The following is a 16,309-nucleotide window of genomic DNA, read 5'->3' as shown; positions in this document are numbered from 1 at the left end:
TGCATCCCGTCACCGGAGTCACCCGCGAACCGGATGACCACCCGGTCCTTCGTGACGACCTCGGCATCGGGGAGGTCCCGACGCGTTGCGCGAGTTGAGGTCACTGACATCCACTCCATTTCGTTCGTGTCCCGTCGCCGGAAAGCGGTACGCGACGTCAGGGCGTATCGATCGCGAGCAACTCCACACCCGGCCCCTCGGGATTCGACACGAAGACCCACGACAGCCCTCCGCTCACCCGGGGCGTCGACACGAGCTCGAAGCTCCGGGCCGCGAGCTCGTCGCAGGCCTTCCGCATGTCCGCCACCTCGCAGCAGAGATGGACCCGGCCCGGCGCGTTCGCCGGAGTGCGGCGTCCGGCCGGCACGCCGACGACCTCGACGCGCACGCCGTGACCCACCACCTCGTTCCGTCCGTCCCGGTCGAAGCCGAGCACTCCGAGGAGGCCGATCGTCCGCTCCGGCGCACTGCTGGTGACCAGCAGTCCGGCGGCCGGAGGTCCGAAGGTCACCGGGCGCCCGTCCGGGTCGCGCTCGACGTCCGACCGTCCGACCGGGACGCTTCCGAATCCGGGATCGGTGGCCGCCACCGGACGCGGATCCGACGGATCGAACTCGACCAGCTCCAGGGTCAGGCCCGGCTCGGCGACGAAGGCGATCTCCAGACTCGCGGCGTCCAGGCCGTTGCCGACGGCCGCGTCCGGGCCTCCCACCGTGAGACGGTCCGCGAGCCGGTAGCCGGCGGCCCCGTAGAACGCGCACGCGGTGGCGAGATCGCCCACGGTCAGGCCGAGGTGATGCACCCCGCGGACGTCGATCACGACGGGGTCGGGATCGGCCGGAACGCGCCGCGCTCGTTGTGCTGCCAGGGCTGCGACGTCGGGCTGGGCGAGACCTCGAGGAGCTCCACGATGTAGTGGGTGACCGGCACGTCGCCGAGGTTCTTGAGCCGGTGCGGCTGCAGCGGTCCACCGCTGCCGACCGTCCGGTAGAGGACGAATCCGGGTTCGGTGTCCTGGACTATGCCCCAGTCGTCGTCGCCGGCTTCCTGCCCGCGCATGGTGGCCGTCTGCGCGTAGAGGATCACGTGGTCGTTGTGGTGCTCGTGGAACTCGCAGTGCTCACCGGGCTGCAGGATCATCTCCCAGACCCGGACCCGGTCGTTCTCGAACAGCACCGTCGATCCGACCGCGCTGCTGTACAGACCTTCGCTCATTCGCTGCTCCCTCGCCGTCGACCGGTCACGATATCCAGTAAGCCTAGTATTGGATCCCACATGTCGGCTAGTGTTCCGGTCGACGAGGATTCGGGATCGCGACTGCAGGAGGACGTACGGTGACGCAGGTCGGTCGGGGGCGGGAGTTCACCACGCGTCCCGAGCTCCGCGGGACGTTCGGCATGGTCTCCTCGACCCACTGGCTCGCCTCCGCAGGCGGCATGCGGATGCTCGAGCTCGGCGGCAACGCGTTCGACGCGGCGGTCGCCGCCGGCTTCGTGCTGCAGGTGGTCCAACCCCACCTGAACGGCCCCGGCGGCGACATGCCCGCGGTCGTCTGGGACGACCGGGTCGGCGCACCGGAGGTGCTCTGCGCGCAGGGCGTCGCGCCCGCGGCCGCGAGCATCGGCGCCTTCGAGGATCTCGGCCTCGACGCCGTCCCCGGCACCGGGCTGCTGGCGGCGTGCGTGCCGGGAGCCGTCGACGGCTGGCTGCTGATGCTCCGCGACCGCGGCACCCTCGGCCTGCGGGAGGTGCTCGAGCCCGCCATCGGGTACGCGGCCGCCGGCCACCCCACGAGCCCCGAGATGGTCGGTGCCGTCGCGGCGGTGGAGCACGTGCTGCGCGACGCCTGGCCGAGCACGGCAGCCGTCTACCTCCCGGGCGGTGCACTGCCGGCAGCCCACTCGCTGTTCCGCAATCCCGATCTCGCGCGCACCTACGAACGGCTGGTGCACGAGTCCGAGGTGTCCCAAGGGGACCGCGAGGACCGCATCGACGCGGCCCGCAACGCCTTCTCCCGCGGGTTCGTCGCCGAACACATCGGCCGGTACCTCGCGTCCGCCGAGGTCGAGGACTCCAGCGGGCGACGGCACCGGTCGCTGCTCGCCGTCGACGACCTCGCCACGTGGTCGGCGAGCTGGGAGAGGCCCGCGACACGGGGCTTCCGGGGCTTCACGGTCTGCAAGCCGGGTGCCTGGAGCCAGGGCCCCGTGCTCCTGCAACAGCTCGCCCTGCTCGACGGCCTCGACCTCGACCGACTCGAGCGCGGCGGCCCGGACTACGTCCACACCCTCGTCGAGGCCGGCAAGCTCGCGTACGCCGACCGCGAGGCCTGGTACGGCGACGAGCCGGACGTCCCCTTGACCGCCCTGCTCAGCGACGGGTACGCGGCCGAGCGCCGTGCCCTCATCGGGCCCGACAGCTCGCCCGCCCTGCGCCCCGGCAGCCCCGATGCCCGCACTCCCCTGCCGATCGACGTCCGGCTGCAGGCGACCGCCGAGGCGGCGGGCGCGGGTGAGCCGACGGTGCTCGACGCGCGGGCCGACGTGCACAGAGGCGACACCTGCCACGTCGACGTGGCCGACCGCTTCGGGAACATGGTCTCGGCGACGCCGAGCGGCGGGTGGCTGCAGAGCTCTCCGGTGATCCCCGGCCTGGGCTTTCCGCTGGGCACCCGGCTGCAGATGGCCGACCTCGACCGGCGCCGACCGAACGCGCTCCGCCCCGGCAAGCGACCGCGCACCACCCTGAGCCCCGGACTCGTGCTGCGCGGTGGCGAACCGTACCTCGCCTTCGGTACGCCCGGCGGCGACCAGCAGGACCAGTGGGCACTCCAGTTCCTGCTCAACGTCGTCCTGTTCGGGGACGATCTGCAGGCGGCGATCGACCGTCCGGTGTTCCACTCCGCGCACTTCCCCTCGTCGTTCCATCCGAGGACCGCGATACCGGGACGGGTCGTGGTCGAGGATCGCTACCCCGCGGACACCATCGCCGGGCTCAGGCGGCGCGGTCACGACGTCCGGCTCGCCGGACCGTGGTCACTGACCCGGACGTGTGCGGCGGGCCGGGACGTGGACGGGGTCCTCCGGGCAGGCGCCACCCCACGGGGCATGGAGGGCTACGCGATCGGGCGCTGACCACGCCGACCCGCGGGTCGCGGCATCGTGCCGAGGATCCGCGCCATCCACTGCGCGCGGGCGGCGAGAGCCCGCCGGGACACCACCGCTGTGGGCGCCACGATCTCGAAGCAGTGGTACGCGCCGGGCCAGACGTGCAGCTCCGCGTCCCCGCCGTCCAGCCAGATCCGGCCGGCGTACTCCACGACCTCGTCCCGGAAGGTCTCCACCGAGCCGACGTCCAGGTACGCCGGCGCCAGCCCGGCGACGTCGCCCGCCCGTGCCGGTGCGGTGTACGGGCTGACGTCCGGGCCCGCCCGCCGGTCACCCAGCAGAGCCGTCCACCCCACCCGGTTGGACGTGCGGTCCCACACGCCTTGCCCGTCGAGCGCGGTGCTCGACGGCGTGCGCTCGCGGTCGTCCAGCATCGGGCACATCAGCAGCTGGCCGAGCAGAGCCGGGCCGCCTTCGTCGCGCGCGCGCAGCGCCACTCCCGCGGCGAGGCCGGCGCCCGCGCTGTGCCCGGCGACGACGATCCGCCCCGGGTCGACGCTCAGCTCGTCAGCGTGCGCGACCGTCCAGGCGAGCCCGGCCCAGCAGTCCTCGGCCGGGACCGGGTCCGGCTGCCCGGGCGCGAGCCGGTACCCCACCGAGACGACGACGGCGCCGGCCTCCTCGGCCCAGGGCAGGGCGAGGTCGAGCCCGAAGGCCGGGCTCCCCATCACCATCCCGCCGCCGTGGACGAAGTAGACGACCGGCGCAGGCCGGGCGACTGCGCCGGGCCTGCCGACCACGACGTCGAACATCCCGTCGACCGACCGGACCTCGAACTCGAACCCGGATGCGGCGGCCAGCTCGGCCAGCGCCTCGGGCGTCATCGCCGAGGCCTGCTGCAGGGCCGGGATCAGGTCGGCGGTGATAGTGGCCGGCAGCCCCGGCCGGGCGAGGTCGAGCGCGGCACCCAGCTCGGCGTCGACGGCCGGCACCGCCGGCGTCCGCGCGGTGGTCCCGCTCGGTCCTGTGGACACTGCCCCACAACTCCTCTGACGGTCGCCGGCCACCGACCCGGGGGTGACGAGCCCCGGGTCGGTGGCCGTGGGACGACGGCCGGGTCAGGACCCGGCGACGGCTGCCGGGACGGGCGCGACGCGGTCACGGTCGAGATCGAGCTCGTAGACGCGGATCGCGTTGCCACGGACGATCTTGTAGGTCGTCTCCTCGTCGATGCCCGCGAACTGCGAGGACAGGTGGTCGTACGTGTGCGGGTAGGGCCCGTCGGCGTGGGGGAAGTCGACCTCGAACATGACGTTGTCGATCCCGATCTCGTGGGCGTTCCTGATCGCGTGCCGGTCCGCGAAGATGCAGCCGTACATGTTGCGCCGGACGTAGGTCGACGGGAGTTCCTGCAGCCGGTGCTCGCCGATCGCCCACGTGTGGTGGCGGTACGCGTGGTCCATCCGCTCCAGCGCGTACGGCATCCACCCGGCCTGCCCCTCCGAGTACGCCAGCTTGAGCGCCGGGAAGCGGTCGAGGATCCCGGAGAACACGAAGTCCGCCATGGACGACAGCGAGTTGGTGAACTGGAGGATCGGTACGACGACGGTGGCCGAGTCCGGCGGTGGCGTCGTCATCAGCGAGGCCGATCCGATGTGCATCGACACCACGGTCCCGGTCTCCTCGCACGCCCGGAAGAACGGGTCCCAGTTCCGGTGATGGATGTTCTTGAAGCCGAGATGACCGATGATCTCGCTGAACGTCACGGCCCGCACGCCGCGCGCCGCGTTGCGCCGGATCTCCTCGGCCGCCAGCTCCGCGTCCCACAGGGGCACGACCTGCGCCGGGATCAGGCGGCCCCCGGAGTCGCCGCACCACTCCTCGACCATCCAGTCGTTGTAGGCGCGGACGCAGGCCAGACCGAGCTCGCGGTCGTCGGGGTACTGCTCGCTGAACGCCTGACCGCAGAAGCGCGGGAAGGACGGGAAGCCCAGCGACGCCTCGACGTGCTGGGTGTCCATCGCCTTGATCCGCTCGCTCGGGACGTAGCAGGCCGGGTCCATCTGGTCGTAGGTGACCGGCTCCTTGTCCCGCATCTCGGCGGAGGTCTCGACGTCCTTGAGGACGACGACGGGACGGCGCGGCACGTACATCGAGGTGCCGTAGATCCACACGTCGGCGGGGAGACCCTCACCCTCGGCGGCCTCGGTGTCGTGGTAGGCATCGGTGGTCATGTCGATCCAGCGGCGCTCGACCCGCGGCGCCCGGTCCTGGAACTTCCTCGGCAACCACGTCTCGAACAGCGTGCGCGGCTCGACCACGTGGTCGTCCACGCTGATGATCTTCGGCAGGGTTCGTTCCGGCACTGGACGGTCCTTTCGTCAGCCGGCCCGAGGGCCGCTCTGGTTGCTGATCTCGGCGGTGCCCCGGCGGCGACCGCCGGCGACGTACTCGACCTTGAGCTGGGTGAACTCCTCGAAGCCCCAGCGGCCGTTCTCGGTCCCGATCCCGCTCCACCTGGCCCCGGCGAACGGGATGTGCGGCGCCAGCGCCATGTGGGCGTTGACCCAGGACGTCCCGACCTCGAGCCGGCCGGCGATCCGCGCGGCGCGCTCGACGTCGGTGCCCCACACAGAACCGGCCAGACCGAAGTGCGACGCGTTGGCCCGCTCCAGGACCTCGTCCACGTCGTCGTAGGCGACGACCGGGAGCGCGGGGCCGAACTGCTCCTCGTCGACGACGGCCATGCCGTCCTCGGCGCCCGCGAGGACGGTCGGGGCATAGAAGTAGCCGTCGCGGTCCAGCCGGGACCCGCCCGCCGCGGCGACGGCGCCCCGGCTCACCGCGTCCGCGACGAGGTCGCTCACCCGGTCCAGCTGCGGACGGTTGTTGACCGGGCCGAGCAGGTTCCCGGGATCACGCCCGTCGCCCATCCGCACCGCGGACGCCTGCTCGACGAGCGCGTCGACCAGCTCCGCGTACAGACGCCGCGGCGCGTAGACCCGTTTGACGGCAACGCAGACCTGGCCGCTGTTGGCGAACGAGGTGAGGAAGAGCCTGGGCGCGATCGCGGCCACGTCGGCGTCGTCGAGCACGATCGCGGGGTCGTTGCCGCCGAGCTCGAGCGTCACCCGCTTGAGATCGTCCGCCGCGGCGGCGAAGACCTTCCGCCCGGTGGCGGTGGACCCGGTGAAGCTGATCTTCCGCGGGACCGGGTGCCGGGTCAGCCGGGCGCCGAGCGCGTCACCGCCGCTGACCACGCTGAGCACACCGTCGGGCAGGACCCCGCGCAGCAGCTCGCCGACGCGCAGCGTGGTCAGGGGCGTGTACGGCGAGGGCTTCACCACGACGGCGTTGCCGGCGGCCAGCGCCGGGGCGATCTTCCAGAACGCCAGGCTGATGGGGAAGTTCCACGGGGTGATGGCCCCCACGACGCCGAGCGGACGGCGCACCACCTCCACGGACGCCACCTCGTCGTCCTGGACGACCTCGCGGCCCGGCCGGAATCCGGCGAAGTACCGCAGCCACCGGACGGCCGAGGCGATCTCGGTGCGCGCCTGGCCGAGCGGCTTGCCCTGCTCGGCGGTGAGGAGGGCCGCCAGCTCCTCCGTCTCCCGCTCGAGGGTGTCCGCCGCCGCGACGAGCGACTTGGCGCGGTACTCGCCGTCGAGGGCGCTCCAGCCGCGGAACGCGGTGGCTGCCGCCTCGAGCGCCTCGTCGAGCTGCTCGGGTGAGCAGTCCGGGGCCTGCCCACAGACCTGCTCGGTCGCCGGGTCGATCACATCGAGGTGCCGTGCCGAGCCGACCCCACGACCGTCGATCGTCATCGTGAACGTCCCCATCGCCGATCCCTTCGTCGTGCGCCTGTTCGCCGTTCCCGTCTCGCCGTCGGCGCGGCCCACGGGTCACACGGTCCACACAGGACCGTTCAGCTCGTTCGACCTGCTCGCACGTAACACGGCCACAGAGGGTAAATCGTTTAAGGCAGGCTAGGCGAGCCCGCACGGACCGGTCAAGGCCCGAGCCGACCCGGCTACCTTGGGATCCAAAATTGTCATGTTTGCATCCTCCAGATACAGTGGCCTGCCACGGGGACGGATCGTCCGCAGGTGCCGTTGGAGGCTGTGACTCGATGTACGACTACATCATCGTGGGTGCCGGTGCGGCCGGCTGTGTCCTCGCCGATCGCCTCACCGAGGATCCGGCGGTCCAGGTCCTCCTGGTCGAGTACGGAGGCCGGGATCGCAACCCGATGCTGTCCATCCCGAAGGGCTTCTACTTCACGTTGCAGAGCAGCCGATACTGCTACCACTACCCGACCCAGCCGGTCGGCCCCGGGAAGATCGCGGAGTCGTGGACCCGCGGAAAGGTGCAGGGCGGCTCCACCTCGATCAACGGGATGATGTACATCCGCGGTGCGCAGCCCGACTACGACGCGATCGCCCGGCGCGGGAACCCCGGTTGGGCATGGTCGGACATGTTGCCGGTGTTCCGGGCGATGGAGGACCACGGCCTCGGCGCCTCCGAGCTGCGCGGCGCCGGAGGTCCGGTGGGCGTCACGATCAGCGAGCAGAACGAGCAGGTGTGCGCCGCGATACTGGGCGCGGCGCAGCGGATGGGCCTCCGCCACGCGGCCGACTTCAACGAGGACGACAGCGAGCGCATCGGGTTCACCCCGTCCACGATCAGGAACGGGGTCCGGGTCAGCGCGGCCAGCGCCTTCCTGCGACCGGCCGCGAAGCGGCCGAACCTGACCGTCCTGACCGGGAGGCGGGTCGGTCATCTGCTGTTCGACGGCACCCGCGTCGTCGGTGTGCGGGCCCGGGGCCGCTCCACCTACCGCGACTACACCGCGCGCCGCGAGGTCCTCGTGGCCGCGGGGACGATCGAGACCCCCCTGCTCCTGGAGCGCTCGGGCATCGGCCGGGCCGACGTGCTGGCGGGCGCGGGCGTGGTCCTTCGCGTCGAGAGCCCGAACGTCGGCGAGCGGGTCATCGAACAGCGCGGGGTGAAGCTCCAGGTCAGGCTCAAGGGCAGGATCGGTCTGACCCACACGCTCAACACCGTGCCCAAGCAGGGCCTGCAGGGCGCCCGGTACCTGGTGACCCGGGGTGGGCCGATCGCGACGGCCGGCTACGACCTGGTGTGTGCCTTCCGGTCCTCCGCCGGGCTGGCCCGCCCGGACATCCAGGGGATCTGGATGCCCATGGCGCTCAACACCGCCGCGGACCGGATGAAGCTCGCGAAGTACTCCGGCGCCACCTTCGTCGGCTACCCGATCAGGCCCACGACCCGGAGCTCGGTCCACCTCGGCGGCCCGTCGCCGGAGGATCCGCCGCTCATCCGGCCGCGGTACGTCGAGACGGACGAGGACAGGGCCGCCACGGCACGGATCCTCGACTGGGGTCGCGAGATGGTCGCCCAGGACCCGCTGGCGGAGCTCGTCGAGAGCGAGGACCAGCCGGGACCGGCGATCTCCACCGCCGAGCAGGTCGTCAGGCTGGCGCAGGACAGCCCGCTCGGCATCTACCACGCGATCGGGTCCGCGGCCATGGGACCGAACGCCGACGACGTCGTCGACGGCCGCCTCCGCGTCCGGGGCGTGGAGGGTCTGCGGATCATCGACGCCTCCGTGTTCGCCGAGCAGCCCGCCGGGAACACCGCGGCGCCCACGATGGCGCTGGCCTGGCGCGCCGCGGACCTGATCCGCCAGGAGTCCTGAGCCGGGCGGGCGGCCCCGCCTCACGGGAGGACCGGCACGCCGGAGAGCCGCTCCACGCCACGACCACCCGGCCCTCGTCGAGGGCCGGGTGGTCGCCGCGTCCGGGCTGGTCGCCTACACCGCCCCCAGCAGGACGACATCGCCGATCTGCGCCACGATCGCCGTCTCGGCGCCGGCGACCTGGTTGGCCGCGCTCGTCCCCCGCAGCTGACGCACCGCCTGCACCACCCGCTGGATGCGCTGCGACTCGCCGGTGTGCGAGTGCGACATCGTCCCGCCGTCCGTCACCACGGGGTACTTCCCGCCCACCTCGATCGCTCCGTCGGCGACGAGGTCCGCCCCCTCACCGACCTCGCAGTACCGGAACGCCTCGAAGTAGCGGATGATCTCCCACGAGAAGTTGTCGTAGAACTCGTAGACGTCGATGTCCGCGCGCCCGAGTCCCGACCGGGCGAAGGCCGCGTCGGCGGCCTTCCGCCCCCACATCGCCGTCCGGTCGTAGGTGGGCGGGTGGGTGTAGGACGGGCCCCAGCTGTCCCAGGCTCCGCCCAGCACGCGCACGTCCCGGTTCGGCAGGTCGCGGGCACGTTCGGCGCTGGTCAGCACGAGCGCCGAGCCCCCCTCCCCCGTCGTGCAGCAGTCGAGCAGGTGGTACGGATCGGCGATCATGCGGGACGCGAGGATGTCCTCGGTCGTGAAGGGACCGCGACCGTGGTAGACGGCTTCCGGGTTGCGGTGGCCGTTGTTGCGGATCACGCTCGCCACGTAGGAGATCTGCTCCTGCGTGACCGAGAACCGGTGCATGTACTCGCGGGCCGAGAGTGCGAACTCCGCGGGCGTCATCAGCCCCCAGCACTCGACGAACTCGTTCTCCGGCCTGGTCCACGGCGCGACCGAGTCCTTGTCCGTGTGCACCTGCGCCTGGCCGCTCGCGATCACCACCGTGGAGCACATCCCGGACTCGATGGCGAGTGCGGCCTCGGCCACCGACGCCGGGCCCGGGGCGGCGGTGCCGATCCAGAAGGTCGGGATGCCCAGCGCGTAGCCGAACGCGTTCGACCCGTTCCGGTAGTCCAGACCCGGCAGGACGTTGAGGCCGTCGACGTCGCTCAGCTCGAGGCCGGCATCGGCCAACGCACCCTGGATCGCCTTGAGGGTGATGGAGGACGAGGTCTCCCCCGGGAGCACCCGTGCCTGCTTCGTGTTGAACGCACCGACGATGGTGGCGGTACCCGGAGTGATCACGCAGCCACCACCGCGAAGCAGGGCAACGTGACCTCGGGTGCGATCTCGCGGAACGCGACGTGCACCTTCGCGCCGACCAGGATCTCGGCGGGGTCGGAGTCGACGATGTTGGTGAGCATCTCGTAGCCCTCCGTCAAGGCGACGACCGCAACCACACACGGCACCTCGAATGCCGGTGTCTGCGGGCGCCAGATGGTCGTGTAGGTGACGATGATCCCGTCGCCGGCCGACTCGACCCAGTCGAGATCGGGGCTCAGACAGGATCGGCAGAAGTCCTGCGGGGTGAAGACGTGGTGCGAACAGGATCTGCAGCACTGGACGAGCAGCACGCCGCGGCGACAGGCCTCCCAGAACGGACGTGTGAGCTCGGAGGCACGCGGAACCGGCCGGGTCACGCCGGCTGCCGTTTCCACGGATCCGTCCTCACCGGTGTCGACATCAGGCAGTAGTGGATCCATACGGACACAGTGATCACTCCTTCGGGGCCTACGTTCCGCCCGGCCCACTGATCATGATCGGGCGCCCCAGCGCTCCGATCCCGAGCTTGTGCTGGAGGTCGTCCGTCTTCCACGCCATCACGACGCCACCGATCAGGTCGCGGAAGATGCGCTCCAACGTCCGGGACTTCACGTAGCCGTGCGCCCCGCAGGTCTTCATCGCGCCCAGCGCCACCTCCTCCGACATGCGGCGGAGGTGGTAGAGCGTCCGCACCTGGTCCCGGCCCATCAGCTCGTCGTCGTCGTAGTCGTCGAGCCGGTCGACCATGTCGCGCAGCAGCGCCCGGCCGGTGCCCAGCCAGTGGTCCATGTTCCCGATCGCGCCCTGCGCCCACGGCTCGTCCGCCCGGTACGACGCCGTGCCCGACTCGAGGGAGCTGCTGGCCATGTACCCGTAGCGACGCCGGCAGTGGTCGAGCGTGAAGTCGAACGCGGCCCGTGACAGGCCGACCCAGATCGCGCCGATGCCGAAGGTGTTGTAGACCGTGTCGACCGGGCGTCGGAACCGGAACGTCCGCATCCGGCCGACGAGGCAGTCGGCCTTGTCGATCACCAGCTCCCGGCACTCGATGTCGCTGCTCCCGGTGGCGCGCATGCCCATCGCGTTCCAGTTGCGGTGGTCGAGCAGCCCGGGCTCCCCCATCCGGCCCACGGTCAGGACGTACGTGGGGTCGTCCGGGTCGCTGCCGTCGAGGACTCCGCCGAGCATCGCGTACCCGGCCGCCTCGCTCATCGAGGCATAGCCGCTGCGGCCGTTGAACACGTACACGTCGCCCTCGTCGCGGCAGACGACGCCGGACCTGCGGGAGTCGAGGCCCTCGGACGAGATCGAGAAGCCGCCACAGATCGTGGCCTCGTGTCGTGCGATCGCCGCACACGCCTCGTCCCGGCGCGGGAAGGAGGGCATCTGCGCGAGACCGCGCGCGCCGCCCCAGTGCATGTTGATCGCCAACGCGGTCGAGGCGTCCCGGTACGACAGCTCCTCCATGACCCGCACCGCGGCGGAGAGCGACGCACCCGACGACCCGAACGCGGGGTCGATCGGCATGCCCGTCACACCGATGTCCTGCATCAGCCGCAGGTTCTCGCGCGCCAGCACACCGTCGCGGTCCGCGACCCGCGCCCGCTCGACGAAGTCGTCCGCGGAGGCGCAGTCGCGCACCCGCTCGACGACGGCGTCCTCGAGGGCCTGCAGCTCCGCGGGCGGCCTGCCGCGCACACCGGCGGCCGGTGTCTCGTCGAGGTCGGTCACCTCAGAGGCCCGCCAGCTCGCGGACCATCTCCAGGGAGCGGAGCGACTCCTGCGCGGTCGGCGCCGGCGCCAGGATGTTCTCCATCTGGCGTGGCATCCACTCCTCCATCGGCAGGGGCTTGCCGTCGTGGTTGTGCAGCATCACGACCAGCCGGTCGGCCCCGGCGTCCTCGAACAGGCCTTGGACCTGCGGGCTCGGATCGTGGACGCTGACCGAGATCTCGATCTCCGCCGGATCGCGCCCGATGCGCTCGCACTCCGTCGCGATGGCCGTGCGCGCAGCCGCGACCTCCTCCGGCGTCACCACCGTCAGGTAGATCCCGTCGGCGACGGTGGCGACCCGCCTGGCCGCCACCGGCGTGGGCCGCGCGCCCAGCACGATCGGCGGGTGCGGCCGTTGCACGGGGACCGGATCGAGCACCACCTCGGGGAATCTCACCGTGTCACCCTCGAAGCCGCCGCGCCCGTTGGCCCACAACACCTTCATCGCCTCGATCGACTCGATCGTGAGCTTCCACGGCGTGGCGTGGTGCGGCGTGAACACCTCGGTGAGCTCGGGCACGTACCCGGTACCCGCGCCGAAGATCACCCGGCCGCCCGAGAAGAGGTCCAGGCTGCTGACGAGCTTGGCCAACACGAGCGGGTGCCGCTCGGGCACGAGGCACACTCCGGTCACGAGCCGCAGGCTCGCCGTCGCGGTCGCCATCACGCTGAGCGAGACGAACGGGTCCACCATCTGCCCGTAGATGTCCGGGAACTTCCCGCCCGGCAGCGGGAGCGGGGTCGCGGGCGTCACCGGGACGGCCGCGTGGTCCGGCGCCCAGTAGGAGTCGAACCCGGCGTCCTCGATCGCCCTCCCCAGCGTCGCCGGGTCGATGCCGTACGCCGTGACGTAGCTCTGGATCCCGATCTTCATCTCTGTCCTTCGTTCGCGAGGGGGCGCTGCGGGGCGATGTCCTCGCCGAGGTAGCTCGCCTCCAGCTTCTCGGCGTCGCGACGCAGCTCCGCCGCGGAGCCCTCGGCGACGACCCGGCCGTGGGCCAGCACGTATCCCCGGTCCGCGACGGTCAGGGCGGCGAGCACGTGCTGCTCGACGAGCAGCACGCCCATCGCGTGCTCCTCCGCGATCCGCCGGACCATCGGCAGCAGCCTCTCCACGATGATGGGCGCGAGGCCGAGGCACATCTCGTCGAGCAGCATCGCCTTCGGTGCGGCGATCAGCGCTCCGGCCAGCGCGACCATCTGCTGCTCTCCCCCGGACAGCAACCCGGTGCGGCGGTCCGCCAGCGCGCCGAGCGCGGGGAACTGCTCCAGGACCTCCGCCATCGTGACGGTCGATCTCCGGTGGCGGCGCAGGCGGAGGTTCTCGGCGACGGTGAGCTTGGAGAACAGACCTCGCCCCTCGGGCACCATGCTCAGTCCGCGGCGGGCGATCGCGTAGGGCCGCGCCTTCGTCACCGGGCCGCCCAGGACCTGAAGGTCGCCACCGAGGGCAGGGAGCGCGCCGGCGATCGTGAGCAGGGTCGTCGTCTTCCCCGCGCCGTTCGCGCCGAGCAGACACACGACCTCGCCGGCGCCGACGGTCAGGTCGAGCCCGCGGACGACGGGCAGTGTCCCGTATCCGCACTGCAGGTCCCTCGCCTCGATCACGGTGGTCATCTCACGCTCCCCCGATCCTGGTCGGCTCCTGTGTGAGGACGTCCCCGGCCGGTTCGCTCGCCTCGAGGTGGTCGCCGCCGAGGTAGGCGGCCAGCACCTTCGGGTTCCGCCTGATCTCCTCCGGCGTGCCCACGGCGATCGGCCTGCCGAACTCGATCACGTAGACCCGGTCGCACACGCCGAACACCAGATGCATGTCGTGGTCCACCAGCAGGCAGCCCACCCCCGTGGCCGCGATCTGGTGCAGGTCGTTGCCGAACTCGATGCTCTCGGCCGTGTCCAGGCCGGCCGCCGGCTCGTCGAGCAGCAGGACCTGGGGCTCGAGCGCGAGTGCCCGGGCCACGCCCAGCACCTTCTGCCGGCCGAGCGGGAGCTCCGCGGGCCGGCCTTCGCCCGAGCCGTCGAGCGCGAGCAGCGTCATCGCGTCGCCGACGGTCCCGGACGGCGTCCGCGACGGGCGGAACAGGTCTCGGGCGAAGGCGAACGATCGGTCCCTCACGTCGTCGGCGACGCGGACGTTGCCGAGCACGGAGAGGTCGTCGAACAGCTCCATGGACTGCCAGGTCCGGACCAGCCCCAGCCGGGCCCGCCGGTACGCCGGCAGCGCGCTGACGTCCCGGCCCGCGAGCTCCACCGTGCCGGTGGCCGGGGTGAATCCCGAGATCGCGTCGATGAAGCTGGTCTTCCCCGCCCCGTTCGGCCCGATCAGGCCGACGATCTCGCCGGCCCGGACCTCGATGTCGACGCCGTCGACCGCCCGGACCCCGCCATAGGTCACGCGGATGCCCGTCGTGCGCAGACAGACGTCGCCGACGAGCCGGGACGCGGGTCGCCGCAACACGGGATCGGGTCGTGTCCCGACCTCGCCGCCGGGCGGGTCGTCCGGTCCCGTTCGCCGGCGCAGCCCGGCGCGGAGCCTCTCGTACTGGGCCCGCGTCCCACCGGCGACGCCGAGCGGGTTGAACAGCACCGCGAGGATCAGGCCGACGCCGGTGATCACCGAGTAGTACTGGCCCAGGTCCAGGTTGCGGTCGAGGATGACGAAGACGATGCCGACCGCACCCATCGCGCCCGCCACGAAGGCGCCGCTCGCGCTCGCGATGCCACCGATGTAGGCGATCGCGAGGATCGAGAGTCCCACGAGCACGCCGAAGGACTCCACGGACAGCACACCCCGGCTGTAGCCGATGAGCGTGCCGCCCAGTCCGGCGAGGAACGACGCCAGCGCGAACGCCGTCAGCTTGACGCCGGAGACGTTGATGCCGACCGACGCCGCGGCGCGCTCGTTGGAGCGGACGGCCAGCATCCTCCGGCCCGTCCCACTGCGCATCACGTTGGCGACCAGGACGAAGGCGATCGCGACCACGACGAGCACGAGCAGGCCGAACGGCACGCGGGCGATGGTGGTGCCCTCCCGCACCCCCAGGTCCAGCCCGAACAGCTCCGGATCCCGGATGGTGTTCTCGGTCGAGACGAACAGCCGGTTGCCCAGGACGAACTGCTGCACGACCACCGCGGCGGCGAGCGTGACCACGGCCAGCTGCGCACCCCGGATCCGCAGCGCAGGCAGGCCGATCAGCACGCCGATCACGGTCGCCACCAGCGCACCGATGATCATCGGCAGCGGGAACGGGAGCGCGGTGCCGAGCTTGGACACCACGAGCCCGGCCGCGCCGGCCAGCCCTGCCTGCGCGAGCGAGATCTGTCCGACCATGCCGGTGAGCACGACGAGCGACAGGGCGATCAGCGAGAGCGCCAGGCTGTTGATCACGCCGAACCGGTAGCTGCCGTCCGTCAGGGTCACGAGCGCGACCCCGCCGAGGACGAGGGCCACGATCACCACCGGGCGGTTCCTCGGCAGCCGGACGGCCGGCAGCCTGAGCTGCTCGTCGTCCCCGCGCATGGGGATCGACCGGCCGACGACGAACAGCACGACCACGATCACCAGGAACGGCACCGCGTCGGTCAGCCCCTGCTTGGCCCAGTCCGGCCACCAGGTCTTCGTCTGGGAGAGGAACTGCAGCTCGGCCACCAGGACTCCCATGCCGAGGCCGCCCGCGAGCGCCGCCCACAGCGAGCTCATCCGCCCGATCAGGGCGGCGGCCAGGGCGGGGACCACGAGCAGGGTCATGTTGCCCGGGGTCAGCACGCCGATGGCCGGACCGGCCAGCATCATCGTGAGGGCCACGAACACCGACGACACGACCCACGTGACGATGCCGAGCACGGTCGGGGACAGCCGGGCGAACTCCGCCGCCCGCTGGTTCTCGGCCGCGGCCTGGACCGCCAGCCCGACCCGCGACCGGCGGAACCAGATCGCGAGCCCCGCCCCGGCGAGGACGACGATGCCGGCGAACCAGAGCCGGTCGGTCGGCACCTGGATCCCGCCGACGGACGCCGAGCCGGTGGGGAGCACCGCCGTCATCGACCGCGCGTCACTCCCGAACTTGAGCGCGACGGCGGCCTGGATCGTCAGCATGACGCCGACGGCGGCCACCACCTTCGCCAGGACCGGCGCCCTGCGCAGCGGACGCGAGATCAGCAGCTCGACCAGGAGGCCCAGAACGGCGGCGACCACGACGCCCAGGAGGACGGCCAGCCACACCGGCTGCTCCCCGACCTCGATCGACGGCACCCCCGGGAGGGGAACGCTGAACCGGCCGTTGCGCAGGTCGTCGAAGACGTAGAGCGGGACGGTCGCCATGGCCCCCGCCGCGAAGTTGATCACTCCGGAGCCCTGGTAGGTCAGGGTGATGCTCAGCGCGATCGACGCGTAGACCGCGCCGAGGCTGAGCCCGAGGAACAGGAACAGCAGATAGGGGCTCAT

Annotated in this window: 13 protein-coding genes; 2 read left to right on the top strand and 11 right to left on the bottom strand. The window is 71.7% G+C overall.

Translation table 11 applies throughout. The features are described from left to right. Positions 1–157: 157 nt before the first annotated feature. The gene (locus ABD324_RS08505; protein WP_344414230.1) at positions 158–820 is read right to left on the bottom strand and encodes a VOC family protein; all 663 of its coding nucleotides are present in this window, start codon (positions 818–820) and stop codon (positions 158–160) included. Beyond that, positions 817–1,215 carry a cupin domain-containing protein gene (locus tag ABD324_RS08500; RefSeq protein ID WP_344414228.1) on the bottom strand — a complete coding sequence of 133 codons (399 nt, stop codon included), beginning with the start codon at positions 1,213–1,215 and terminating at the stop codon, positions 817–819. Before ABD324_RS08500 ends, ABD324_RS08505 begins: the two co-directional genes overlap by 4 nt. 182 nt (positions 1,216–1,397) lie before the next feature. Here ABD324_RS08500 and ABD324_RS08495 point away from each other — a divergent pair, with 182 nt between their 5' ends. After that, on the top strand, positions 1,398–3,134 hold the full coding sequence (locus ABD324_RS08495; protein ID WP_344414276.1) for a gamma-glutamyltransferase family protein: 1,737 nt from the start codon (positions 1,398–1,400) through the stop codon (positions 3,132–3,134). On the opposite strand, the gene ABD324_RS08490 is transcribed toward ABD324_RS08495, so the two are convergent. From ABD324_RS08490 to ABD324_RS08480, 3 genes are all read right to left on the bottom strand, one after another. Continuing rightward, on the bottom strand, positions 3,116–4,141 hold the full coding sequence (locus ABD324_RS08490) for an alpha/beta hydrolase (protein ID WP_344414227.1): 1,026 nt from the start codon (positions 4,139–4,141) through the stop codon (positions 3,116–3,118). The genes ABD324_RS08495 and ABD324_RS08490 overlap by 19 nt on opposite strands. A gap of 84 nt (positions 4,142–4,225) precedes the next feature. Further along, entirely contained in the window at positions 4,226–5,473 is a 1,248-nt protein-coding gene (locus ABD324_RS08485; RefSeq protein WP_344414225.1) for an amidohydrolase family protein, read from the bottom strand. A gap of 15 nt (positions 5,474–5,488) precedes the next feature. Continuing rightward, complete coding sequence (locus ABD324_RS08480; protein WP_344414224.1) at positions 5,489–6,949, bottom strand: aldehyde dehydrogenase family protein; 1,461 nt, start codon at positions 6,947–6,949, stop codon at positions 5,489–5,491. A gap of 290 nt (positions 6,950–7,239) precedes the next feature. Between ABD324_RS08480 and ABD324_RS08475 the strand changes: the two genes are divergently transcribed. Beyond that, positions 7,240–8,829 carry a GMC family oxidoreductase gene (locus ABD324_RS08475; protein WP_344414223.1) on the top strand — a complete coding sequence of 530 codons (1,590 nt, stop codon included), beginning with the start codon at positions 7,240–7,242 and terminating at the stop codon, positions 8,827–8,829. A 114-nt stretch (positions 8,830–8,943) separates the two neighbouring features. Here ABD324_RS08475 and ABD324_RS08470 read toward each other — a convergent pair whose 3' ends face one another. The 6 genes from ABD324_RS08470 to ABD324_RS08445 all read right to left on the bottom strand — a co-directional run bounded on the left by ABD324_RS08470 (position 8,944) and on the right by ABD324_RS08445 (position 16,309). Beyond that, a complete protein-coding gene (locus ABD324_RS08470; protein WP_344414222.1) occupies positions 8,944–10,074 on the bottom strand; it encodes a thiolase family protein in 1,131 nt (376 codons plus the stop codon). Then, positions 10,071–10,487 carry a Zn-ribbon domain-containing OB-fold protein gene (locus tag ABD324_RS08465; protein WP_344414220.1) on the bottom strand — a complete coding sequence of 139 codons (417 nt, stop codon included), beginning with the start codon at positions 10,485–10,487 and terminating at the stop codon, positions 10,071–10,073. The genes ABD324_RS08470 and ABD324_RS08465 overlap by 4 nt, the downstream gene beginning before the upstream one ends. Positions 10,488–10,560: 73 nt before the next feature. Continuing rightward, positions 10,561–11,823 carry an acyl-CoA dehydrogenase family protein gene (locus ABD324_RS08460; RefSeq protein ID WP_344414218.1) on the bottom strand — a complete coding sequence of 421 codons (1,263 nt, stop codon included), beginning with the start codon at positions 11,821–11,823 and terminating at the stop codon, positions 10,561–10,563. Position 11,824: 1 nt separating this feature from the next. Continuing rightward, entirely contained in the window at positions 11,825–12,739 is a 915-nt protein-coding gene (locus ABD324_RS08455; protein WP_344414216.1) for a TIGR03619 family F420-dependent LLM class oxidoreductase, read from the bottom strand. Next, entirely contained in the window at positions 12,736–13,482 is a 747-nt protein-coding gene (locus tag ABD324_RS08450) for an ABC transporter ATP-binding protein (protein WP_344414214.1), read from the bottom strand. Before ABD324_RS08450 ends, ABD324_RS08455 begins: the two co-directional genes overlap by 4 nt. A gap of 1 nt (position 13,483) precedes the next feature. Further along, complete coding sequence (locus ABD324_RS08445) at positions 13,484–16,309, bottom strand: ABC transporter permease subunit (RefSeq protein WP_344414212.1); 2,826 nt, start codon at positions 16,307–16,309, stop codon at positions 13,484–13,486.

Origin of the sequence: Pseudonocardia ailaonensis (assembly GCF_039531635.1) — a bacterium.
Lineage (GTDB): Bacteria > Actinomycetota > Actinomycetes > Mycobacteriales > Pseudonocardiaceae > Pseudonocardia > Pseudonocardia ailaonensis.
The sequence above is the reverse complement of the archived record's forward strand: the minus strand, read 5'-3'. Positions and strand labels throughout refer to the sequence as shown.